This window comes from Microbacterium awajiense, assembly GCF_039536545.1.
Lineage (GTDB): Bacteria > Actinomycetota > Actinomycetes > Actinomycetales > Microbacteriaceae > Microbacterium > Microbacterium awajiense.
Map to the genome: position 1 here is coordinate 1,559,026 of NZ_BAAAYU010000005.1, position 21,568 is coordinate 1,580,593.

General features: G+C 71.3%; 22 protein-coding genes. 12 read left to right on the top strand and 10 right to left on the bottom strand.

Annotated features, from left to right (window positions below; translation table 11 throughout):
* The first annotated feature begins 5 nt into the window (after positions 1-5).
* The gene (locus tag ABD663_RS13880) at positions 6-839 is read left to right on the top strand and encodes an aldo/keto reductase (protein ID WP_344739525.1); all 834 of its coding nucleotides are present in this window, start codon (positions 6-8) and stop codon (positions 837-839) included.
* Between the two features lie 9 nt (positions 840-848).
* On the opposite strand, the gene ABD663_RS13885 is transcribed toward ABD663_RS13880, so the two are convergent.
* A complete protein-coding gene (locus tag ABD663_RS13885) occupies positions 849-1,598 on the bottom strand; it encodes an SDR family oxidoreductase (protein WP_344739527.1) in 750 nt (249 codons plus the stop codon).
* 73 nt (positions 1,599-1,671) lie between these two features.
* On the opposite strand from ABD663_RS13885, the gene ABD663_RS13890 reads away from it, so the two are divergent.
* Positions 1,672-3,759, top strand: coding sequence for a S9 family peptidase (locus tag ABD663_RS13890; protein WP_344739529.1), 2,088 nt, complete (start codon positions 1,672-1,674; stop codon positions 3,757-3,759).
* Between the two features lie 20 nt (positions 3,760-3,779).
* Here the strand turns inward: ABD663_RS13890 and ABD663_RS13895 are convergent, their stop codons facing one another.
* Positions 3,780-4,580 (bottom strand): siderophore-interacting protein, encoded by an 801-nt coding sequence (locus tag ABD663_RS13895; RefSeq protein WP_344739531.1) that lies wholly within the window; start codon positions 4,578-4,580, stop codon positions 3,780-3,782.
* 147 nt (positions 4,581-4,727) lie between these two features.
* On the opposite strand from ABD663_RS13895, the gene ABD663_RS13900 reads away from it, so the two are divergent.
* The 4 genes from ABD663_RS13900 to ABD663_RS13915 are packed head-to-tail and all read left to right on the top strand — an operon-like array spanning position 4,728 to position 8,457.
* Positions 4,728-5,678, top strand: a complete 951-nt coding sequence (locus ABD663_RS13900; RefSeq protein WP_344739533.1) for a siderophore ABC transporter substrate-binding protein — start codon at positions 4,728-4,730, stop codon at positions 5,676-5,678.
* 4 nt (positions 5,679-5,682) lie between these two features.
* Entirely contained in the window at positions 5,683-6,693 is a 1,011-nt protein-coding gene (locus ABD663_RS13905) for an ABC transporter permease (RefSeq protein ID WP_344739535.1), read from the top strand.
* Positions 6,683-7,702 (top strand): iron chelate uptake ABC transporter family permease subunit, encoded by a 1,020-nt coding sequence (locus tag ABD663_RS13910; protein ID WP_344739537.1) that lies wholly within the window; start codon positions 6,683-6,685, stop codon positions 7,700-7,702. Before ABD663_RS13905 ends, ABD663_RS13910 begins: the two co-directional genes overlap by 11 nt.
* The gene (locus ABD663_RS13915; RefSeq protein WP_344739539.1) at positions 7,699-8,457 is read left to right on the top strand and encodes an iron ABC transporter ATP-binding protein; all 759 of its coding nucleotides are present in this window, start codon (positions 7,699-7,701) and stop codon (positions 8,455-8,457) included. Before ABD663_RS13910 ends, ABD663_RS13915 begins: the two co-directional genes overlap by 4 nt.
* Here the strand turns inward: ABD663_RS13915 and ABD663_RS13920 are convergent.
* The 4 genes from ABD663_RS13920 to ABD663_RS13935 form a co-directional block, all read right to left on the bottom strand.
* Positions 8,454-8,678, bottom strand: a complete 225-nt coding sequence (locus ABD663_RS13920) for a hypothetical protein (RefSeq protein WP_344739541.1) — start codon at positions 8,676-8,678, stop codon at positions 8,454-8,456. The two genes, ABD663_RS13915 and ABD663_RS13920, sit on opposite strands and share 4 nt — an antisense overlap.
* A 4-nt stretch (positions 8,679-8,682) precedes the next feature.
* Positions 8,683-9,054, bottom strand: coding sequence for a SpoIIAA family protein (locus ABD663_RS13925; protein ID WP_344739543.1), 372 nt, complete (start codon positions 9,052-9,054; stop codon positions 8,683-8,685).
* A gap of 32 nt (positions 9,055-9,086) precedes the next feature.
* Complete coding sequence (locus ABD663_RS13930) at positions 9,087-10,091, bottom strand: DNA-3-methyladenine glycosylase family protein (RefSeq protein ID WP_344739545.1); 1,005 nt, start codon at positions 10,089-10,091, stop codon at positions 9,087-9,089.
* 131 nt (positions 10,092-10,222) lie between these two features.
* Entirely contained in the window at positions 10,223-10,996 is a 774-nt protein-coding gene (locus ABD663_RS13935) for a winged helix-turn-helix domain-containing protein (protein WP_344739547.1), read from the bottom strand.
* Positions 10,997-11,346: 350 nt separating this feature from the next.
* Here ABD663_RS13935 and ABD663_RS13940 point away from each other — a divergent pair, with 350 nt between their 5' ends.
* The 4 genes from ABD663_RS13940 to ABD663_RS13955 all read left to right on the top strand — a co-directional run bounded on the left by ABD663_RS13940 (position 11,347) and on the right by ABD663_RS13955 (position 13,684).
* Positions 11,347-12,759: a GH1 family beta-glucosidase gene (locus ABD663_RS13940; RefSeq protein WP_344739549.1), complete on the top strand. Its 1,413-nt coding sequence runs from the start codon at positions 11,347-11,349 to the stop codon at positions 12,757-12,759.
* A gap of 10 nt (positions 12,760-12,769) precedes the next feature.
* The gene (locus ABD663_RS13945) at positions 12,770-12,952 is read left to right on the top strand and encodes a hypothetical protein (RefSeq protein ID WP_344739552.1); all 183 of its coding nucleotides are present in this window, start codon (positions 12,770-12,772) and stop codon (positions 12,950-12,952) included.
* A gap of 35 nt (positions 12,953-12,987) precedes the next feature.
* Complete coding sequence (locus ABD663_RS13950) at positions 12,988-13,290, top strand: GNAT family N-acetyltransferase (protein ID WP_344739554.1); 303 nt, start codon at positions 12,988-12,990, stop codon at positions 13,288-13,290.
* 94 nt (positions 13,291-13,384) lie between these two features.
* Positions 13,385-13,684 (top strand): hypothetical protein, encoded by a 300-nt coding sequence (locus ABD663_RS13955; RefSeq protein ID WP_344739556.1) that lies wholly within the window; start codon positions 13,385-13,387, stop codon positions 13,682-13,684.
* Between the two features lie 12 nt (positions 13,685-13,696).
* Here ABD663_RS13955 and ABD663_RS13960 read toward each other — a convergent pair whose 3' ends face one another.
* From ABD663_RS13960 to ABD663_RS13970, 3 genes are read right to left on the bottom strand one after another with little or no spacing between them, the layout of a single operon-like run.
* Complete coding sequence (locus tag ABD663_RS13960) at positions 13,697-14,254, bottom strand: hypothetical protein (protein WP_344739558.1); 558 nt, start codon at positions 14,252-14,254, stop codon at positions 13,697-13,699.
* 49 nt (positions 14,255-14,303) lie between these two features.
* Positions 14,304-14,459: a hypothetical protein gene (locus ABD663_RS13965; protein WP_344739560.1), complete on the bottom strand. Its 156-nt coding sequence runs from the start codon at positions 14,457-14,459 to the stop codon at positions 14,304-14,306.
* A gap of 9 nt (positions 14,460-14,468) precedes the next feature.
* Positions 14,469-15,800 carry a ferredoxin reductase family protein gene (locus tag ABD663_RS13970; protein ID WP_344739562.1) on the bottom strand — a complete coding sequence of 444 codons (1,332 nt, stop codon included), beginning with the start codon at positions 15,798-15,800 and terminating at the stop codon, positions 14,469-14,471.
* Positions 15,801-15,969: 169 nt separating this feature from the next.
* Here ABD663_RS13970 and ABD663_RS13975 point away from each other — a divergent pair, with 169 nt between their 5' ends.
* Together ABD663_RS13975 and ABD663_RS13980 are read left to right on the top strand one after the other, a co-directional pair.
* Complete coding sequence (locus tag ABD663_RS13975; RefSeq protein ID WP_344739564.1) at positions 15,970-17,130, top strand: exonuclease SbcCD subunit D; 1,161 nt, start codon at positions 15,970-15,972, stop codon at positions 17,128-17,130.
* A complete protein-coding gene (locus ABD663_RS13980) occupies positions 17,127-20,120 on the top strand; it encodes an AAA family ATPase (RefSeq protein ID WP_344739566.1) in 2,994 nt (997 codons plus the stop codon). Before ABD663_RS13975 ends, ABD663_RS13980 begins: the two co-directional genes overlap by 4 nt.
* Here ABD663_RS13980 and ABD663_RS13985 read toward each other — a convergent pair.
* The gene (locus ABD663_RS13985) at positions 20,086-21,567 is read right to left on the bottom strand and encodes a lipase maturation factor family protein (protein ID WP_344739568.1); all 1,482 of its coding nucleotides are present in this window, start codon (positions 21,565-21,567) and stop codon (positions 20,086-20,088) included. The genes ABD663_RS13980 and ABD663_RS13985 overlap by 35 nt on opposite strands.
* Position 21,568: the final 1 nt, after the last annotated feature.

Here is a 21,568-nt window from a genome sequence, read left to right on the forward strand (position 1 = left end):
GACACATGCTGACAATCCCCACCGTGACCCTCGACGACGGCACCTGGTTCCCCGAGCTCGGACTGGGCACGTACAACCTGCGAGGCCCCGCCGGGGTCGAGGCGATGGTCGCGGCGATCGGCGCCGGGTACCGGATGCTCGACACCGCCGTGAACTACGAGAACGAGGCCGAGGTCGGCGAGGCCGTGCGCGCGAGCGAGGTCGGCCGCGACGAGCTGCTCATCACCTCGAAGATCCCCGGGCGCCACCACGGATACGACGCGGCCATCGCCAGCATCGAGGGGTCGGCTGCCGCGCTCGGACTGGAGCGCATCGACCTGCAGCTGATCCACTGGCCGAACCCGAGCGTCGACAAGTACGTCGACACGTGGCGGGGGATGATCGAGGCGCGGGAACGGGGGCTGGTCCGCTCGATCGGCGTGTCGAATTTCACCGCGCGGATGCTCACGCGCCTGATCGACCAGACCGGCGTCACGCCCGTGGTGAACCAGGTCGAGATGCATCCGTACTTCCCGCAGGGCGCGCTGCGCGCGTTCCACGCCGAGCACGGCATCCGCACCGAAAGCTGGAGCCCGCTCGCGCGGCGCAGCGAGCTTCTGACCGAGCAGGTCGTGCGCGAGACCGCCGAGATCCACGGCGTCACGCCCACCCAGGTGGTGCTCCGCTGGCACACGCAGCTCGGCTCCACGCCCATTCCGAAGTCTGCGGACGCCGACCGTCAGGTCGAGAATGCCGACGTGTTCGGGTTCTCGCTCACCGACGAGGAGATCGCCGCGATCTCGGGGCTCGAGCGGGGACGCCTGTGGGGAGCCGACCCCGACACGCACGAGGAGATGTAGCCGCCCGGCTCACGCGTCGGGCAGGGCATCGATCCACTGGTCGAAGGTCTGGTGGCCGAGGATCGCGCCGGGGCCGGGCAGCAGCGACCCGTCCCGTTGAGCGCGCCCGAGTGCTCCGGGCAGGGCCACGGACGGGATGCGCCGGCGATAGCCCACGGCAGACGCGTACGTGCGGACCATCGCGGTGAGGCTCTCTTCGCGCGGCCCGGCGATCTCGGCGGCGCGGCCGACCGGCTTGCCCTCGGCGAGATCGAGCAGATGGGCGGCGACCTCGCGCGCGGCGATCGGCTGCAGGCGACCTCGCGGGGCGACCCGCACCGAGCCGACCTTCGCGGTGACGTAGAGCATCGCCGCGAACTCGTGGAACTGCGTCGCCCGCAGGATCGTCCACGGCACCTCGCCGGCTTCGATCAGTCGCTCCTGTACGAGTTTGCCCGCGTAATACCCCTCGGGCGCCGCATCCGCACCCACGATCGACAGTGCGACGTGGTGACCGATACCGGCGGCACGCTCCGCGGTCAGCAGGCTCTTGGCGGCGCCCGCGAAGAACGACACGGATGCATCGGTGCGCAGCGTCGACACGTTCGAGACGTCGATCACCACATCGACGCCCGCCAGCGCCTCGCCGAGTCCGATGCCGCTGATGAGGTCGACCCCGTGGCTGCGGGCCAGCACGACGGCGTCGTGATCTCGGTGTCGAGCGAGTTCGACCACGTGCGCGCCGACCATGCCGGTCCCGCCTGCGACTGCGATGCGCACCCCGACCCCTTCCGTCCTCCTCCATCCTGGCCGAACCGGCGCAGCGGCGGCGCCCCCGGCTAGCGTGGAGGTCATGCCGGCTTCTGCGTTCGACGACCTCGACTCCTATATCGCCTTGCCCCGTGTGGAGGCTCTCGCCCTCTCTCCTGATGGCAGGCGAGCCGTGCTCACCGTCGCGGCGCTGAGGAAGGATGCCACCGGCTACGAGCGATCGCTGTGGGAGGTGCCCGCCGACGGGTCGGGCGGCCCTCGCCGACTCACCCGTTCGGCCAAGGGCGAAGCGGGCGCCGCCTTCACCGCCGGCGGCGACGTGCTCTTCGTCTCGGCGCGTCCTGATGGCGACGACGCGCCCGAGGCCGGCCAGTTGTGGCTGCTGCCGGCGGCGGGCGGCGAGGCCCGCCCGGTCACGCGGCTCGCGGGCGGAGTGTCGTCGCTGGCGGCCGTGGCCGAGGCGTCGGCCTCGGTCATCGTCTCGGCCGATCTGCTTCCGGCCGCGACCACGCTCGAGGACGAAGCCGTGCTGCGCAAGAAGCGCAAAGACAAGAAGGTGTCGGCCATCCTGCACGACGCCTATCCGGTGCGTCATTGGGACCATGACCTCGGTCCGGCCGACCCTCATCTGCTCGCCCTCGACCTCTCAGCGCTCGACGACACGATCGCGGCCGCGGTGGCCGATGAGGCCGCCGAAGACGCGGAGGCGACGATGGATGCCTCGACGCCGTATCCCTCGTCGTTGCCGCGCCCGCGCGACCTGACGCCTGCGCCCCGGCGTTCGGCCGACGTCGAGGGCGCGGCGCTCACGCCCGACGGCGCGACGCTGTTCGCCGGGATGCGGCGGAGCCTGCCGCGCGGGTCGCGCAGCATCCTGGTCGCGATCGATGTCGCCTCCGGCGAGCGGGCGGTGCTCTTCGACGAGGACGGCGTGGACTTCGGCGAGCCGGTGGTCAGCCACGACGGACAGACGCTGGCTTTCGTCCGCCGCGACCGCGGCTCGGCCGAACGCCCGTTCGACGCCGCCGTCTGGGTGTGCGCGCTCGACGGCTCGGGTGCGCGACGCGTCGCGGCGGACTGGGATCGCTGGCCGACCCAGCTCGTCTTCGATGCCGATGACACCGCGCTGATCGCGACTGCCGACCAGGACGGACGTGGCCCGGTGTTCCGTCTGCCGCTCGACGGCGCCCCCGTCCTGCAGCTGACCGACGACCACTACGCCTACTCGCACGTCGGGGTGGACCGCGCGCGAGGCGGCTACGTCGCGCTCCGTTCCAGCTGGGTCGAGTCGCCGCATCCGGTCCGTATCGACGCCGACGGGGCGGTGACGCCCCTGGCCACGCCGGCCCCCGTGCCCTCGACGACGGCGAAGCTGACCGAGGTCGAGACCGAGGCCTCGGACGGCACCCGGATCCGCGGCTGGCTGGTGCTTCCCGAGGGGGCGGATGCCGCGACCCCGGCGCCGCTGCTGCTGTGGATCCACGGCGGTCCGTTCGCGAGCTGGAACGCGTGGAGCTGGCGTTGGGCTCCGCTGCTGGCCGCGGCGCGCGGCTATGCGGTGCTGCTGCCGGATCCCGGGCTGTCGACCGGCTACGGCCTCGAGTTCGTGGCGCGGGGCTGGAACGCGTGGGGCCGGGAGCCGTACACCGACCTCATGGCGATCGCCGATGCCGTCGTGGCGCGCGACGACATCGACGCCGACAAGACGGCGGCGATGGGCGGTTCGTTCGGCGGTTACATGGCGAACTGGGTTGCCGGGCATACCGACCGCTTCCGGGCGATCGTCACGCACGCGAGCCTGTGGGCGCTCGACCAGTTCGGCCCGACGACCGACGACTCCGAGTTCTGGAGTCGCATCTTCACCGCGGAAGGCATGGCATCGCACTCACCGCACCACAGCGTCGCAGAGATCCGCACGCCGATGCTCGTCATCCACGGCGACAAGGACTATCGCGTGCCGATCGGCGAGGGGCTGCGTCTGTGGTCGGAACTCGCCGAGCATCACGCCGATGACGACGGTCGGCTGCCGCACCGGTTCCTGTACTTTCCCGACGAGAACCACTGGATCCTCTCGCCGCAGCACACGGTCATCTGGTACCAGACGGTCTTCGCGTTCCTCGACGAGCACGTTCACGGCCGCGAGTTCGTCCGTCCCGAGCTCCTCGGGTAGGGCGACGGCCGCCGCGGCGCTCAATGCGGCGCGTGGTACTCGGTCTCGTCGCGCTTCCAATACCCCTTGACCGTCACCTCGTCCGCAGGCAGGGACCAGCGGTCCAGGAGCAGCGCCCGGCCGGGCTTGACGATCGCCTGCTCGGCGGCGACGAAGCCGAAGACCGCTCCCGCGGGACGCTCGTCGACACCGAGCGCTTCGAGCCGGGCGGTCAGGGCCGATCCGGCGGGCGCGTCGCCGCGCAGGACCTGCTCGACGACGACGCCCGACGGCGCGTCCACGGGGAGCGCATGGGCGGCGTCGGGAACCTCGATGAGCACGTGGCCCACGGCATCGGCGTCCATGAGCGCGACGTAGCGCCGGATCGCCGGCACGGCCGTCTCGTCGCCGGCGAGCAACCAGGCATCCGGGCGTCCGGTGAGCACTTTCGCGCCGCGAGGTCCCCCGATGCCCGCGGCGGCGCCGAGCGAAGCGGTGGCCGCCCACGGCGCCGCCACGCCCTGGTCGCCGTGGATCGCGAACTCGAGCTCGAGCCAGTCGTCGCCCCACGCCAGCGGGGTGTACTCCCGGCTCGGTGCGGCCCGCAGCTCCTCGACCGAGCTGGGCGCGCCGTCGGGGAAGAACACGCGGATGTGGTCGTCGGAACCGGGGGAGTCGAAGCCGCGCAGGTCGTCCCCCTCGAGACGCACGCGCACGTACGACGGCGTCAGCCACTCGCGCGCGGCGAGACGGACGGCTCGGAACCGCACGTCGAGGCCGCGCATCTCAAGGCGGAAGGGTCGGGTCGGGGCATCCGTGGAGCCGGTGGTCGACAGCGTCATAATGGTTAGGCTAACCTAACTCGCGGCGGGGCCGCACCTCGGGTGACACGGCCCGGCCTGTCCATCACGACGACGCCGTCGGAGCCGTTCGGCGCGCCTGCGCGACGGCTCCGTGTCGCCGCTCACACCTGTGTCTGGAGTACTCGTATGCGCACTGCCCGCCCGCTCACCGCGGCATCCCTCACCCTCGCTTCTGCCGTCGTCCTCGCCGGCTGCGCCACCGGCAGCGACGACGCCGACCCCGCGGCGGCCGCCGCACCCGAGACCCTCACCATCGAGCACGCGCAGGGCGTGACAGAACTGCCGGCGAACCCCGAGACGGTGATCGTCCTCGATCTCGCGAGCCTCGACACCCTCGACGCGCTCGGGGTCGAGGTCGCGGGGGTCGCGAAGGGCAACCTGCCGGCCTACCTGGCCGGCTACGAGTCGGACGAGTACCTCGATGCGGGCACGCTCTTCGAGCCCGACTACACCGCGATCGAGGCCGCCGCACCCGACCTCATCATCGTCGCCAACCGCTCTGCCGCCGCCTACCCCGAGCTGGCAGAGATCGCGCCGACCGTCGATCTGACACTGGACTGGACCGACTTCCTCGGCAGTTTCGAGACCAACACCGAGACGCTCGGCGAGATCTTCGGCGTGCAGGACGAGGCGGAGGCCGCGCTGACGGCCATCGAGGACCGAATCGCCGAGACGCAGGATGCCGCCGCGGACGCCGGTTCTGGGCTGATCGTGCTGACGTCGGCGGGGGAGGTCACGGCCTTCGGGCCGGGATCGCGCTTCGGCTGGCTGCACGACGAGCTCGGCGTGACCCCCGCGATCGAGGACGTGGAGGCTGCCACCCACGGCGACCCGGTCTCGTTCGAGTTCCTGCTCGAGACAGACCCCGACTGGTTCTTCGTCGTCGACCGCGACGCCGCCACCGGTGAGGGCACCGAAACCGCGGCGCAGATCCTCGACAACGAACTCGTCGCCCAGACCTCGGCGTGGCAGAGCGGCCAGGTGGTGTACCTCGACCCGGCGCCCTGGTACATCGTGATGAGCGGCATCACCGCCGTGAACACCATGATCGACCAGGTCCAGGACGGCCTGTCCTGAACCGGTGACACTCGCACCCGTCGCCGTCACCCCCACCCCGCGCGCAACCCGCGCCGGGGCGGGGGTGCTCGCGCTGTGCGGCCTCGCCGCGCTCGCCGTCGCGAGCGTGTTCGTCGGTGTCGCCGATGCCTCGCCGCTCGCGCTGCTCGCGGGAGGAGCCGACTCCGAGGCCGCCCTCGTGCTGTTCGCGAGCCGCATCCCGCGGACGGTGGCCGTCATCCTCGCCGGCGCTGCGATGGCGATCGCCGGCCTCATCATGCAGATGATCGTGCGCAACCGCTTCGTCGAACCCGCGACCGCGGGCACGGGAGAGTCGGCCGCACTCGGCATCCTGGTCGCGACCCTGCTGGCCCCGGCGATGCCGGTGCCCGGGAAGATGGCCGTCGCCGCGGTCTTCGCGCTCGCGGGTACCGCCCTGTTCCTCGCGATCCTGCGCCGCGTGCCCGTGCGCCAGATCATGCTCGTCCCGCTCGTCGGCATCATGCTCGGCGGCATCATCGGCGCCGTCACCACCTTCATCGCCTACCGCACCGACCTGCTGCAGACGCTCGGCACCTGGATGACCGGCGACTTCTCGGGGGTGCTGCGGGGCCGCTACGAGTTCCTGTGGATCGCCGCCGCGATGGTGGTCGTGGCGTGGATCGCCGCCGACCGCTTCAGCGTCGCCGGCCTCGGCGAGGAGTTCACCGTCAACCTGGGCCTGAACCATGCCCGCGTGGTCGCCCTCGGCGTCACGGTCGTCGCGATCATCACGGCATCCGTCGTCGTCACCGCCGGGATGATCCCGTTCCTCGGCCTCGTCGTGCCCAACATCGTCAGCCTCGTGCTCGGAGACAACGTGCGGCGGTCGGTGCCGTGGGTCGCGGTGCTCGGCGCAGGGTTCATCCTCACATGCGATCTCATCGGTCGTCTGGTGCGGTTCCCCTACGAGATCCCGCTCGGCGTCGTCGCAGGCACGATCGGGGCCGCGCTGTTCCTCTGGCTGCTGCTGCGAAAGGGCTCCCGTGCACACTGACACCGTCGTCGCACCGCCGCGGTCCGGCCTCGGCCGGCGCGTGAACGCCCGCCTGAGCGGCATGCGTCCAGGGGTGCGCCTCGCCGTCGTCGCGGCCGTGGTCGTCGCGCTGGTCGCGGTCTACCTGTGCACCGACATCCCCGGCTCCTTCGACTATGCGCTGAAGGTGCGCGGCCGCACCGTGCTCGCGATGCTGGCCGTCGCGGCGGCGATCGGCGCGTCGACCGTCGTGTTCCAGACCATCACCGCGAACCGCATCCTGACCCCGGGCATCATGGGGTTCGACGCGCTGTACCTCCTGATCCAGACGATCGTCGTCTTCGCCTTCGGAGCGCTCACCCTGGCGACCGCCGACCCGACGCTCATGTGGCTCATCGAGATCGTCGCGATGACCGGGTTCGCCGTCGTGCTGTTCCGCTGGCTGTTCGCGGGCCGCCGCCGGTCGATCCACCTCATGCTGCTGGTGGGCATCGTCTTCGGCGTGTTCTTCCGCTCGGTGACGGAGTGGCTGCAGCGCATGATCGACCCCGCCGAGTTCGCCGTGCTGCAGGATGCGTTCTTCGCGAGCTTCACACGCCCCGACCCGCAGCTGCTGACGTTCTCGCTGATCGTCATCGGTGCCGCCCTCGCTGCGCTCGTGCCCCTGCACGACCGGCTCGACGTGCTCACCCTCGGCGCTCCCGCGGCCATCGGCCTGGGCCTTCGTCACCGCGCCACGGTGTCGGTTCTGTTCGCCATCGTCGCGGTCATGGTCGCGGCATCCACCGCACTGGTCGGACCGACGCTCTTCCTCGGCCTCATCGCCGCCAACCTCGCCTACGCGCTGTCCGGTTCCTTCCGCCACCGCCACACCCTGCCGATGGCCGCGCTGGTCGGATTCGCGTGCCTGGTCGGCGGACAGCTCGTGCTCGAGCGGGTCTTCGCGCTGCAGACGACCCTGTCGGTGGTGATCGAGTTCGCCGGCGGCATCCTCTTCCTCTTCCTCGTGCTGCGAAAGGGCGCCCGATGATCACCGTCGACCACCTCTCCCACCGGTACGGCGCCCAGGTCGTGCTCGACGATGTGACGCTCGAGCTCGGCGATGTCGGCGTGACGAGCATCATCGGCCCGAACGGGGCCGGCAAGTCCACCCTGCTCTCAGCGATCGGGCGCCTCATCTCGCCGACGGCCGGTCGCGTCGCCGTCGACGGGCATGACGTGGCGACCGCGCCGCCGCGCGACCTCGCCCGCCGACTCGCGGTGCTGCGGCAGGACAATCACCTGACCGCGCGGCTGACCGTGCAGGATCTCGTCGAGTTCGGCCGGTTCCCGCACGCCGGCGGGCGACTCGGCCTCGACGATCGCGAGGCCGTCGAGCGCGCTCTCGCCTACCTCGACCTCGGCGACCTGCGCTCGCGCTTCCTGGACGAGCTGTCGGGAGGACAGCGGCAGCGGGCGTTCATCGCGATGGTGGTCGCCCAGGACACCCGCTACGTGCTGCTCGACGAGCCGCTCAACAATCTCGATCTGCGCCACGCGGTGGACATCATGCGGCTGCTGCGGCGCATGGCCGACGACCTCGACAAGCGGATCGTCGTCGTGATGCACGACATCAACTTCGCTTCGGCGCACTCCGACCGCATCGTCGCGATGCGCGGCGGCCGGGTCGTCGCCGACGACCGGCCTGCCGGCATCATGCGATCCGACGTGCTGGCCGACCTGTACGGCACAGCCGTGGACGTGCGCGTCATCGACGGACGCGCGGTCGCTCTCTACTACGCCTAGAGGCGCGCCCCGTTGTCGTCCTCGTCGTTCATGTCGGGGGTGCGGCCTCGCCACGATTCGTAGGCGATCAACCAGCCGATCGAAACCGCACCGGCGAGCACGAGTCCGATCCACAGGTTGCCGAAGATCAGGCCGAACAGGGCCCCGAGGGCGAGGATCAGCGCCGTGCCGAAGACCCACTGCAGGCGTCCGCGCGGCCAGCCCTTGCCGTTCTCGGCCATCGGCTCAGGAGTCGGCGCCGGCGGCCCAGGCGACGGCATCCTGCTCCTGCGCCAGCGGGAAGACCTTCAGCTGACCGGGGAAGAGGAAAGCGAGGCCGTGTACGATCGACGCCATCGCGTGATCGTCGGTGACCAGCGCGGCCCGGCCCCACACGTGGTGCGGCTTGCCTTCGAGCAGCATGTCCTGCCAGGCGCCGCCGAGCGTGTAGCCCTCGAAGCCCTCGCCCATGACGTACACGCAGTTGACGGTGCCGCCGTCGGCGATCACCGCGTCGACAGCGGGGTCCATCACGGTCTCGTAGTCGGAGGCGTCGACCTTTCCGGTCGCGCGGAAGCCGATGACGCCGTCGGGAAGATTCTCAATCTGTTCCAGCATGCGTCCATCCTGCCCGCTCGACAGGGTGCGTGTCACCGGTCGCGGTGGTCTTCGGGGTGCAGGCGCGGTCCGCGACGCGGCTCGCGTACGCCGCTCAGCCCGATGAGCCGCACGACCCGCTGGCGCTGGCCCGCCCAGGGCGCCAGCAGGCGCACCATGCCGTCGTCGTCGACGCGGCGCCCCGTGAGGGCGTACCCGACCTCGTGGGCGAGATGGAAGTCGCCCACACTCACCGCGTCGGGGTCGCCGAGGGCGTGGATGCGGGTCTCGGCTGAGGTCCATGGGCCGATTCCGGGTCGGCTCACGAGTACGCGGTCGACGGCCTCGCCGTCTGGGGCACGTTCGATCGCGGCGACGAGGGCCTCGCCCTGACGCGCGGCCGCGACGATCGTCTTCGACTGCGGCGGTTCGAGGCCCGCGCGGTGCCACGACCAGCTGGGGATGCCCCGCCACCCGTCGATCGACGGCGGTGCGAACATCGGACGCGGCGTCGGCCCGGGCGCCCGCTCACCGCACCACGTCACCAGGCGCCGCCACGCGGCGAACGCCTGCATGCCGGTCACCTTCTGCTCCATGATCGCGCCGGCGAGAGCGTCGAAGACGAGGTCGCTGCGGCTCAGGCGCAGGCCGGGATTGCGGCGATGGGCGCGTGCGACCAGCGGATGCCGCGTCGCATCGAAGTCTGCGGCATCGTCGTGCGCCCCGCACAGCGCCGGCAGCTGATAGAGCGCCCACGCTGATCCGGGTCCCCATGCGGCGGCCCGCACGCCTTCTGCGTGCGGGCGGAGGGCCAGCGTCGCGATGCCCTCCGGTGTGCGCGAGGCACGCCAGATGACGGGACCGGCCACGGTGTGGGTGGGGTCGCCGGTGCCGCGGCGGTGGATCAGCACCGTGCGAGCGAGGTCGACCGGATGCCGCGGTCGATAGACCGTCTCGAGCGGCGGGTCGTGCACCGGGCGAGGGTCGCGCGCGCTCGTGGCCGGCACGGACCGGCCCCGCGTGCGGTACCCGTCGGGCGTCCGCAGCGAGGTCGTCATGCCGCCACCCTACGCGTCGGCCGCCGACATCCGCGCACAGGCGGTCCGGTTCGACCGCGCTGAATCGCGGGTCGATGTGGTGGGCACCCGACGATCGGCGCGGTCGAACTCGCGGGGTCCTCGAGTCGACCTCAGAACCGGTCGGGCGAGGGAGTGCCGTGGCCGTAGCGGATCACGACGTCGGCGTGACGGTCGAATCGGTAGCCGACACCGCGCACGGTCCGCACGATGTCCTCGTAGCGCCCGAGCTTGGCGCGCAGGCGCCGTACGTGCACGTCGATGGTGCGCTCGCCGGGGGCCTCCTCGTCGGAGGCGGCGTTCCACAGCGACGACACCAGCTCGGTGCGTTCGATCGTGCGGCCTTCACGCAGGACGAGGTACTGCAGCAGTTCGAACTCCTTGTACGTGAAACCCGCCGATTCGCCGTCGACGAGCACGCGCTTGCGTGAGATGTCGACCACCACGGCGCCGGCGACCCGGTCTTCCTCTTCGGGCTCGTCCTGTTTCGTGCGGGCGATGGCCGACGGCTCGTGCAACGCGAGGCGTACGACGTCGACATCGCGTCCGCCCGATCCCTCGGGGGCCAGCGCGACGGTGGCGTACGACTCGGCCGACGGCGAGAGCTCGGCCAGCGTGCGGCGCAGGGCCGCGACCAGCGTGCCGAGATCGACGCCGTCCGCTTCGGCCTTGGCCTCGTCGATGCCGACGTACAGCGCGAAACCGCGCGGCGCCGTCCCGGCCGGGATGTTGCGTGCGACGCGCGGTGCGGTCGGCGCCGCGGGGACTGCGGGAGCGTGATCTGCCACGGCGGCCGTGCGCGACGACGCCGCCGTCGGGATCGGCGAGGTCACGGCGCGCAGGTGTCGGGGACGGACGGGGCGGTCGAGGAGAGCGGTGGTCGACATGATGATGGTCCTTGCGGGATGCCGGGATCACGGTCCCGGTGCGGGTGCTGCGAAGGTGCCCTCGAGGGGCGGGTGCGGAGCATCCGGAATCCGGTTCGGATGCTCGGGGCCCATCCGCGTCAGAGGCGGAGAAAGAGCCGGGCGGGGTGTCGCTGGATCAGCGGCACATTCGACAACACAGGTCAACGCGGCCGGCCATCATCATGCCGGCAGTCCCGTTCGCCTCCCAGGCGGACAGAGAGCGTGCGCTGTTGGTCATGACCGCGATTATGTCGGCCCGGGTCGCCGTGCGTCAAATCATGTCGGCGCAATCCGGCATCATGACGCTGTATGACGCGGGGGATGACACGATGACTTCCGTGACCTCACTCGCCTTCCCCCCAGACTTCACCTTCGGATCCGCGACCGCTGCGTACCAGGTCGAGGGCGCCTTCGACGAGGACGGCCGCGGCCCCTCGATTTGGGACACCTTCAGCAAGACGCCCGGAAAGGTGTGGAACGCAGACACCGGCGATGTCGCCTGCGACCACTACCACCGGTGGGAGGGCGACCTCGACCTCATGGCCGACCTCGGCCTGGACGCCTACCGGTTCTCCATCGCGTGGCCGCGCATCCAACCCACGGGCACGGGGCCGGTCAACCAGGCGGGGGTCGATTTCTACTCGCGCCTCGTCGACGGACTGCTTGCGCGCGGCATCCGCCCCGTCGCCACGCTGTATCACTGGGATCTGCCGCAGCCGCTCGAGGATGCCGGCGGATGGCCTGCGCGCGCGACCGCTGACGCGTTCGCGGAGTACGCCTCGATCATGGGCGCGGCCCTCGGCGATCGCGTGCACACGTGGACCACCCTCAACGAGCCGTGGTGCTCGGCGTACCTCGGCTACGGCCAGGGCGGCCACGCACCCGGCCGGCACGAACCCGCGGCGGCGCTCGCCGCGGTGCACCACCTCAACCTCGCCCACGGCCGCGCCCTGCAGGCCCTGCGCGCGACCTCTACGGGGTCGCCGCACTACTCCGCGACGCTCAACTTCCATGTGCTCCGCGGGCAGGGAGACGGGGCGGCCGAGGCGATGCGCCGCATCGACGCCCTCGCGAACCGCGCGTTCACCGGCCCGATGCTGCGCGGGGAGTACCCGGCCGATCTGCTCGACGACACGGCCGAGGTCACCGACTGGGCCTTCGTGCGCGACGGCGACCTGCAGACGATCGCGCAGCCGATCGACGTGCTGGGTGTCAACTACTATTCGACGGCGACCGTGCGGCTGTGGGACGGCTCCGCGCCGATGCAGCACAACGACGGCCACAAGACGGCGGCGGGGGGCACCGCATGGCCGGGCAGCGACCGCGTCGTCGAATTCGTCGAGCAGCCCGGTCCGTACACGGCGATGGGGTGGAACATCGCACCGGAGGGCCTCGAGGAGCTGCTGCTGTCGTTGCGGGCGCAGTTCCCCGACCAACCGCTGATGATCACCGAGAACGGCGCCGCCTTCGATGACCAGGTCGCCGAAGACGGATCGGTGCCCGACCCGCTGCGCGTGGACTACCTGCAACGCCATTTCGCCGCCGCGCTGCGCGCAATGGAGCAGGGCGTCGACCTGCGCGGCTACTTCGTGTGGTCGCTGCTGGACAACTTCGAGTGGGGATACGGCTACGCGAAGCGGTTCGGCATCGTCCGCGTGGACTTCGACAGTCTCGAGCGCACGCCCAAGCACAGCGCCGAGTGGTACCGACGTCTCATCTCCGAGCGGACACTGCCCGCCTAGGCTGGACGCCATGAACAAGGGCACCGTCTGGACCATCCTCGCCGTCGTCGCCGCGATCGCGATCGCGTGGATCCTCGTGGAGCTTCTCGCCGGACTGCTCGTGTTCATCGTCAAGGTGCTCCTCGTCGCCGTGGTCGCGGTCATCGTTTATTTCGTGATCCGCGCCGTGTTCGCCCGCAGCGCGCGTGAGTGACGCCGACCCCTTCGTCGCGGGGTTACTCTGACGTGATGTCCGACCTGAGATTCGCCCACGAACCCGACGCGTCGCGCTACACACTGCACCGTGGCGACGACCTGGTGAGCGTCCTGGACTACCGCGACGACGGGCGCACGATGGCGCTCACCCGCGCCTACACCGTGCCGACGTTCCGCGGCCACGGGTACGCGGGCGAGCTCGTCGATCGCGTCGTCGCCGAACTCGAGGCCTCCCGTGACCGCGAGGTCATCCCGGTCTGCTGGTACGTCGCGGACTGGTTCGCCGCACACCCCGAGCGCGCCGGCATCGTCCACGCGCGCGCTGCGGCGCGCTGACGCGATCGTCGTACCCCGCGGCCCCCGGTTCGTCAACCCCCGTCGCGGTCGACGACGTCGGCGCGACGATGGAAGCCGACGGGAGGGGTCCACCATGGACGAACACCACGGCAGTGCCGACCACCACGGGCAGGACGACGCGGACGGCACGCTCTCGGGCGGCCAGACGCAGCACGAGATGGACGGTTCCGAGCAGGATCAGCCCATCTTGGCGCAGAACAACGCGCCCGATTCCGAGAAGATCGCCGGCATCGTCGCCCAGACGCGCATCGACGCCGCCGATCAGGAGCATGAGAGCGTTCGCCACATCCTCGCGCAGCGCCTGGAGCAGGCGGGTGTACAGGTCGAGGACGACGAGCTCGACGGACTCGTCGACGAGGTCAAGTCCGCCTGACCGCCGCGCCGGTCAGGCGGCGTCGTGGTCGCGCAGGCCGACGCGGTCGGGGATGTCGAACTGGATGCGGGTCAGCCAGCTCCCCGGGTCGGGCCAGGGGCGTGATGAGGGCAGGGCCCGCAGCTGCCGCCGCACGGCGATGTCAGAGGCTTCGACCGGCAGCACGCGCGACGGTGCACGGTGTGCGAGGGCGCCGAGCCACCAGTGCCGCCACGTACCCTCGGTCGCTTCGGGACCGGCCACGAGGTAGTAGTCGGGCATGATCGCCGACCCGTCGGCGAATCGCTCCAGCATCGTTTCGACCTCGACATCGAGCGTGCCGAGCGTCGCGCGCTCCTCGAAGAGCTCGACCCACGCCGCGGCGACGTGCTCGAGCGGGTCGGCGTCGTGCACGACGTAGGGGCGGGATGCTGCGGCCACGCGCCGCGCGGCGAGGTCGGGTTCGCTCTCGCGCAGCGAGAAGACGCTGATCGCGGGAACGTCGGCGAGACCACTCAGCAGGGTCTCGCTGCCTGCGCCCACGAGGGCGACGACGGTGGAACGCGGTGCGGAGTCTGTGGAAGGCGCCATATTCCACGATACGTCCCCGTGCGGTCGCGGTGCCCGCATACCCGCCGTGTCAGTCGCAGTGGAGGTACTGGGCGTTCGGCGGGGGAGTCGGATAGGTGCAGGCATCCGGTACCGCGACCTGGACCAGCACCGCCCACCCGACGCACGCGAGCAGGATCACCAGTGAGATCCCCCACACGAACCGTGTGACCATCGCCTCTCTCACCGTCGCCCCCTATGCCATCGAGAATCGTTCGGCGTGCACCCGCTCGGCGGGCACGCCGAGCTCGGCCAGGGCGGTCTGGGCGGTGTCCATCACGGCGTCGGACGCGCAGATGAAGTACTGCAGCCGTGTGCGCTCGGCGGGGAGCACCTCGTCGAGGAGGACGCGGCTGATGCGTCCCGTGCGTCCGTTCCAGCCCTCGCCCGGTCGGCTGATGACGTGCACGACCGTCAGCTGCGGCATGCGCTCGGCCAGGGCGGCGATGTCGTCGTGGCAGATGATCTCGTCCTCGCGGCGGTTTCCGAGCACGAGCCAGGCCGGGCGGGTGTCGCCGCGGTCGGCCATCGTGGCGAGCATGCTCACCATCGGGGTGACCCCGACGCCGGCGGCGATGAAGACGAAGCCCGGCCCCTCGTTCCGGTCCATCGAGAGCTGGCCCCACGGGCCGTCGAGGTACACGACCCTGCCCGGGGCCAAGTCGCCGATGGTGGTGGTGAAGCCGCTCTCGGTCTTGATGGTGAACTCGACGCGCTCGGGATGCTCGGAGCTGGATGAGAACGAGAACGGGTTGTAGGTGATCGCGAACGGATTCCGTCCGGTGCGGATCCACGCGTATTGGCCGGCCTCGAAGCGGAAGCCGTCCGGGCCGTGGGCCGCCGGGTCGGCCGGTTCGAGCGAGACGGTGTGCGCGCCCGTCGGCTGGTCGCGCACTCCGACGACCCGCCAGCGGCGACGCCAGTGCAGGACCGGGCGGACGATGCGCACCCAGATGCCGATCCAGATGAAGGCGATCGAGTAGGCGATCCACAGCGCGCGCTCCCACGGCTGGTCGACGTAGTAGCCGATCAGCAGCACGTGCACGAGCGCCGTCACCACGATCGCGACGGCGAGCGCGGCGTGGACCGCCTGCCAGGTCGGGTAGCGCAGGTGAAGTCGCCGGCGCCAGATCGAGGTGGCGATCAGCGCGATCAGCATGAGCACGGAAGCCACGGCGAACTGCGCGCGCGTGGGCGCGACGAAGACGTTCAGCAGCGCGAGGAAGCGAGGGTCCCACACGAACAGGATGATCGGATGTGCGAAGATCAGCACCGCGATGAGAACCGTCATGCCGCGGTGGAACCGCAGCATCACATCGGGGCCGAAGACACCCGTCACCTGCACGCTGCGGGCGGCGAGCAGGAACTGCAGTCCCATGAGCGACAGACCGACGAAACCCGCAGCCACCGAGAGGTTCACCCAGAAGCCGCGACCGGGATCGAGCTGGATGAGGCTGAGGATCAAAGGTGCGAGAGCGAGCAGCAGGTAGGCGGCGACCCAGAAGGCGGCACGGATCGGCTGTCGCACGCGGCTCCCATCCGGTCGGCTTCCCCGGGACCGTCCCCGGGTCGTGCGCCCCATTCGACCAGATCGGACTCGTTCGCGACAAGTCGACCGTTCCCGCCGTGGCGGACGGATGCCGGCATCCCCGGCTTGCCTCGCCGTCGATGTCGGGGCCCGAACGTACCGTATTCGCATGCGCATCCTCCACACCTCCGACTGGCACATCGGCCGGTCGTTCCACGGTCACTCGACCGTGGACGCGCTGCGGGGTGTTCTCACGGCGCTGACCGATCAGGTGCGCGACCACGGTGTCGACGTGGTGGTGGTCGCCGGCGATGTGTTCGATTCCGCGGCACCCGCCGCCGCGTGCTACACGCTGCTCACCGACGCGCTCGCCGCGCTGTCCGACGCCGGGGCGCGCGTGGTCGTCACCAGCGGCAACCACGACTCCGCGGCGAGGCTCGGCTTCCAGGCCGCGCTGCTGCGTGACGGCATCCGCATCGTGACCGACCCCGCCACGGTGGGAACACCGATCACGTTCGACGACGAACACGGACCCGTGCACTTCTACGGCATCCCGTTCCTCGAGCCGGTGCTCGTCCGCCACCGGTGGCCCGATGTGCCGTTGCGCTCGCAGCGGGCGGTCATGGAACACGCGATGGGCCTCGTGCGGGCCGACCTCGAGATGCGCGGCGGGCGGTCGGTGGTGATCGCGCACTGCTTCGCCGCGGGGGTCGAGGCCACCGCGGGGGTCGAGCGTGAGATCCGGCAGGGCAGTCTCGACGTCGTGCCGGTTTCGGTCTTCGACGGGGTCGACTACGCGGCACTGGGTCACATCCACGGCCGCCAGACCCTCGCCCCGGGCATCCGCTACGCCGGCGCACCTCTGCACTACAGCTTCGGCGAGGGCGACAAGCCGCGCGGTTCGTGGCTCGTCGACCTCGACGCGAGGGGGCTGGGCGGGGTCGCGTGGCTCGACCTGCCCGTGCCGCGCCGCCTGGTCACGATCCGTGGGCCGCTCGACGAGCTTCTCGCCGACCCGGCCCACGCCGACCTCGTCGACGCGTGGGTGTGCGCGCAGTACACCGACGCCACGCCGCAACGCGAGCCGATGCGCCGACTGCAGGCTCGCTTTCCGCACTGCGCGACCGTCATGCATCTGCCCGACCGCGTCGCCGAGGGCGACGGTCTCACCTACGCGAGGCGGGTGCGTCAGGCGCAGGCGCGGTCGCACGCCGACCTCGTCGACGCATTCCTGCAGCATGTGCGGGCCGGTGAAGGCGCATCCGAGCGCGAGGCGCAGCTCATCGCCGACGTCATCGACGAACGCACGCTCGCGGAGGCGCGCGCGTGAGGCTGCACCGGCTCGAGCTCGAAGGGTTCGGTCCGTTCCGCGAACGTCAGGTCGTCGACTTCGACGCCTTCGCCGATGACGGCATCTTCCTCATCGCCGGGCGCACCGGCGCGGGGAAGTCGAGCGTGCTCGATGGCGTGTGCTTCGCGTTGTACGGCGGCGTGCCGCGGTACGACGGCATGCACAAGCGCTTGCGCAGCGACCACTGCGAGCCGCACGAGCCGACGTCGGTCAGCGTCGAGTTCACCGCGGCGGGGCGACGCTGGCGCGTCACGCGCTCACCCGAGTACGAGCGTCCGAAGCAGCGCGGCGAAGGCCTCACGACCGAGCCGCATCGTGCCGAGCTCCACGAGTTCGTCGACGGACACTGGCAGGGGCGCGCGGCACGCCCGGTCGACGTGGCTGATGAGCTCGACGAGATCCTCGGGCTCAGCCAGCAGCAGTTCCTGCAGGTGATCCTCCTCGCTCAGAACCGCTTCGCCGAGTTCCTTCTCGCCCGCAACGACGATCGACAGCGGGTGCTTCGACGCCTGTTCGGCACGCGCACGTACGAGCAGTACCAGGAGTCGCTCGAGCAGCGTCGTCGCGCCGCCGAGCGCGAGGTCGATGAGGCGCTCGCGACGGTGGGGATGCTGCTCGACGAAGCCGAGGTGGTCGGCGGCGACCTCGTGGCCGACGGCGATGCGTCCGCCGGCGACATCGTGGCACGTCTGGCCGCGATCGAGGTGCTCGCCCAGCGCGCCGCCTACCGTGCGGAGACCCTCGTGCGCGAGCGCGACGCCGCCGACGCCGCACACCGGGCCGCGGACGAGCGTCACCGCGCCCTCGCGAAGGTGCGCGAGCAGCAGGAGCAGCGCTCGATCTCGCGTGCGGCGCTCGCACGGCTCGAGGCGGAGGCCGAGTCGGTCGCGGCCGATCGCGTCCTGCTCGAGCGGGCGATCGCCGCCGAGGCCCTGCGTGCCACCATCGAAGACGCCGAGCGGGATCGCGCCGCCGCGCGCGCTGCCGAGGAGGCGGTCGAGGAGGCCCGTGCCGAGTGGTGCTCGGTGGGCGGGTCCGGCGACGACGCGATCGATGCCCTGCGCGCCCAAGTCGAACAGCTCACCGGCGGCCTGGCGGTGTGGGCGGCCGCGCGCGAAGAGGAACGCCGGCTCGCGACCCTCGACCAGCAGCTCGCCGCAGACCGTGCAGCCGTCGAGGAGCTCACGTCCGCCGCGGCACAGATCGACGACCGACGCGCCGCGGTGCCCGCCCTGCTCGAGACGCTCGACGTCGAGCTGGCGAACGCGCGCGAGGCGGCCGGGGCGCTGCCCGCCGCCGAGGAACGCCGTGCCGATCTCGCGGCACGGCGCAGTGCCGCGTCCGAAGCGCAGCGGCTGGCCGAGCAGCTTACGGCCGCTGAGGCGCAGTACCTGCACGACTCCGCGTCGCACGACCGCGCCCGCGCCCACGTCACCGATCTCCTGCGCCGGCGGCTCGCCGGTCATGCCGGTGAACTCGCCGCCGCGCTCGTCGACGGCGAACCGTGCGCGGTGTGCGGGTCGACCGCGCACCCCGATCCTGCGCGGGGCGACGCCGAGCCGGTGACCGACGAGGCGATCGCGGCCGCCGAGTCGGTTCGCGATGCGGCCGCCGCCGCCGAGAAGACGTCGGCTGCGGCCGCGGCCGCAGCCCGGTCCGCCCACGTCGACGCCGTGGCGCGGGCTGGCGGAGCGACCACCGCCGAGCTCGATGTGCTGCTCGCCGAAGCCGATGCCGCTCTGGCCGCGGCGCGCGAGGCCTGCGCCGTGCGGGATCGGACGGCGCAGCAGCGCGCCGAGGTGGTCGCCGCCGACACCGCTGCTGCCCAGGAGCGGACGACGGTGTCGGCGCGCCTCGAGGAGCTGCGCACCGCGGTCGACGTGGGGTCGGCCGAGCGGGCTCGCGTACGAGCCGAGGTCGAAGCCGCGCGCGGAGACTTCGCGACGGTCGCCGAACGCATCGAGCACGAGACGATTCGCCGAGACGCGGCCGTGCGGCTGGCCGACCGGATCGCGTCGGCTTCGGCGTCGGCGGCAGTCGCCGCACAGGCCGAGACCGACCGTGACGCGCGGGTTGCGGCATCCGATTTCGACCACCACTCGGCGGCGACGTCCGCCCTCCGCGACGCCGCCGAGCGCGCACGCATCGACGATCGGGTCCGCGCACATGAGTCGGCGCTGCAGACCGAACGGGCGCGGCTGCGCGACCTCGAACTCGCTCTCGCCGGTGAGCAGGACGAGCTGCTCGACCTCGCGCCGGCGACCGCCGCTCTGGCCGCCGCGCGCGACGCATGGGCAGCCGCCGTCGACTCCGCAGCGCACGCCGCGCAGCGCTCGGCGCGGCTCGCCGACCTCGCCGAACGTGCGCGCACCGCGCACACCGCCGTCGCCGGCCCGGCCGGCGACCTCGACGTGATCGTGCGCCTCGCCGACACCGTCGCCGGGCGCGCGCCGAACACCCATCGCATGACGCTCGAGTCGTTCGTGCTCGCGGCCGAGCTCGAAGAGATCGTCGCTGCGGCCAACGTGCGCCTCGAGGAGATGTCTGCGGGCCGCTACCGCCTGCAGCACTCCGACGCCCGCGCTGCCCGGGGCGCCGCGTCGGGTCTCGGGCTCGAGATCATGGACGCCCATACCGGCCAGGCGCGGCCCGCCCAGTCGCTGTCAGGCGGCGAGACGTTCCTCGCGTCGCTGTCGCTCGCTCTCGGGCTCGCCGAGGTCGTCACCGGTCGCGCCGGCGGCGTGCGGCTCGACACCCTCTTCATCGACGAAGGCTTCGGGGCGCTCGACGACGAGACCCTCGACGTGGCGATGCGCACGCTCGACGAGCTGCGTCAGGGCGGACGCACGGTCGGTCTCATCAGCCATGTCGCCGCGATGAAGGAGCAGCTGCCGGCTCAGCTGCTGGTCGAGGCCACTGCCGAGGGACCCAGCGTCATCCACCAGGGCGCAGGGGTCGCGGCATCCTGATCGGCGCGACCACCTCGCGTCGATCGTCGCGCACCCAGCGCACGCCGTGCAGACGGCGTTCCGCCCGGCTCGCGAAACGATAGCGGTACGACACCGCGCGCACCCAGGTCGGCGCCGCACCGCCGAACGGATCGTCGGCCAGCAGCCGCAGGGTCGGTGCGTCGGCATCGAGCAGCCGCACAAGAAGCGTCGTGAACCAGTCGTCGAGCGACCGACCGAGCGGAAGGAACCACATCAGCCAGTCCAGCCGCAGGTGGTACGGCGCGAACCAGCCCGGCAACCGCCGCGGGTCTCCCGGCTTGCCTTTGAACGCGTACTCCCGCCAGTGCGCCGTCCGGGGATCGTCGTCGGTCGTTCCCTCGACCACGATCTCGACGCGGCGCTTGGTGACGGTGCCGAACGCGCCGTAGGCGTTCGCCAGCTGCCATCGATTGAAGGCCGCGTTCATGAGCTGCCGCCGCGCGACGAGGTTGCGGGCGGCGGGCCAGCTGAGCGCGACGTAGAGCACGCCGACGGCCGAGGTCACCACGATCCACCACAGCGGAAGCACGCCCCCCGCGCCCTCCTCGGCACCGTGCACCGGAAACGAGACCGCCGAGAACGCGAGCACGATCGTCGCCCAGTTCAGCCATGCGAAGTTGCCGGTGAGCACGAGCCACAGCTGCGTCGCCATGATGATCGCCGCCGCGGCCGTGCCGACGATCGCGGGCCACGGTCCGGGAAGCCACAGCCCCAGCAGCGGCGCGAACAGGAACCAGGGCACGACGAGCTGCGCCACGTGGTTGCCGAGCACCTCTGCTCGATGGAACCATGCCGGCAGCAGGTGCGCGAGCCGACTGAGCGGACCGGGCATGGGCTGGGTCTCGTGGTGGTACATCAGGGCGGTGAGGTCGCGCCACTCGCGTCCACCGCGGATCTTGATCATCCCCGCGCCGAACTCGAGGCGGAACACCAGCCACCACAGCAGCACGATCGTCACGGTCGGCGGCGGCTGATCGTCCGAGCCGAGGAACGCGGCGAGGAAGCCGGCTTCGAGCAGCAGCATCTCCCACCCGAACCCGTAGAAGGTCTGGCCGATGCTGACGATCGACATGTAGCCGAACCACAGTGCGAGGAAGCACAGCAGGGGCACCCAGGGCGGTCCCAGCTGCGGGATGCCGACCACCAGCGTCGCCGCGATGACGATGCCGATCACGCACAGCGTGCGCAGGCGCCGGTCGGTGTACCGCACCCAGCGGAAGAGCGTCGGCCGCAGCATGCGCCCCGCGCGGGGCGACGAACCCGCCCACTCCATCAACCGCGGTGCCGGAAGCAGCCCCCGTTCGCCGAGCAGGGCGGGGAACTGGTTCAGCGATGAGACGAAGGCGACGAGGAACAGCGCCGCGATCCCGCGTTGCAGCACCTGCCGCGCGAGCTCGAAGTCGACCGCCGCGAAGCCGTCCACCATG

Bases quoted from the DNA above. Each gene is read 5' to 3' on its own strand.
- ABD663_RS13915 (WP_344739539.1), top strand. From the start codon at position 7,699: ATGATCACCGTCGACCACCTCTCCCACCGGTACGGCGCCCAGGTCGTG.
- ABD663_RS13950 (WP_344739554.1), top strand. From the start codon at position 12,988: ATGTCCGACCTGAGATTCGCCCACGAACCCGACGCGTCGCGCTACACA.
- ABD663_RS13930 (WP_344739545.1), bottom strand. From the start codon at position 10,091: ATGACGACCTCGCTGCGGACGCCCGACGGGTACCGCACGCGGGGCCGG.
- ABD663_RS13960 (WP_344739558.1), bottom strand. From the start codon at position 14,254: ATGGCGCCTTCCACAGACTCCGCACCGCGTTCCACCGTCGTCGCCCTC.
- ABD663_RS13935 (WP_344739547.1), bottom strand. From the start codon at position 10,996: ATGTCGACCACCGCTCTCCTCGACCGCCCCGTCCGTCCCCGACACCTG.
- ABD663_RS13945 (WP_344739552.1), top strand. From the start codon at position 12,770: ATGAACAAGGGCACCGTCTGGACCATCCTCGCCGTCGTCGCCGCGATC.
- ABD663_RS13925 (WP_344739543.1), bottom strand. From the start codon at position 9,054: ATGCTGGAACAGATTGAGAATCTTCCCGACGGCGTCATCGGCTTCCGC.
- ABD663_RS13955 (WP_344739556.1), top strand. From the start codon at position 13,385: ATGGACGAACACCACGGCAGTGCCGACCACCACGGGCAGGACGACGCG.
- ABD663_RS13900 (WP_344739533.1), top strand. From the start codon at position 4,728: ATGCGCACTGCCCGCCCGCTCACCGCGGCATCCCTCACCCTCGCTTCT.
- ABD663_RS13890 (WP_344739529.1), top strand. From the start codon at position 1,672: ATGCCGGCTTCTGCGTTCGACGACCTCGACTCCTATATCGCCTTGCCC.
- ABD663_RS13895 (WP_344739531.1), bottom strand. From the start codon at position 4,580: ATGACGCTGTCGACCACCGGCTCCACGGATGCCCCGACCCGACCCTTC.
- ABD663_RS13975 (WP_344739564.1), top strand. From the start codon at position 15,970: ATGCGCATCCTCCACACCTCCGACTGGCACATCGGCCGGTCGTTCCAC.
- ABD663_RS13940 (WP_344739549.1), top strand. From the start codon at position 11,347: ATGACTTCCGTGACCTCACTCGCCTTCCCCCCAGACTTCACCTTCGGA.
- ABD663_RS13985 (WP_344739568.1), bottom strand. From the start codon at position 21,567: ATGGTGGACGGCTTCGCGGCGGTCGACTTCGAGCTCGCGCGGCAGGTG.
- ABD663_RS13880 (WP_344739525.1), top strand. From the start codon at position 6: ATGCTGACAATCCCCACCGTGACCCTCGACGACGGCACCTGGTTCCCC.
- ABD663_RS13920 (WP_344739541.1), bottom strand. From the start codon at position 8,678: ATGGCCGAGAACGGCAAGGGCTGGCCGCGCGGACGCCTGCAGTGGGTC.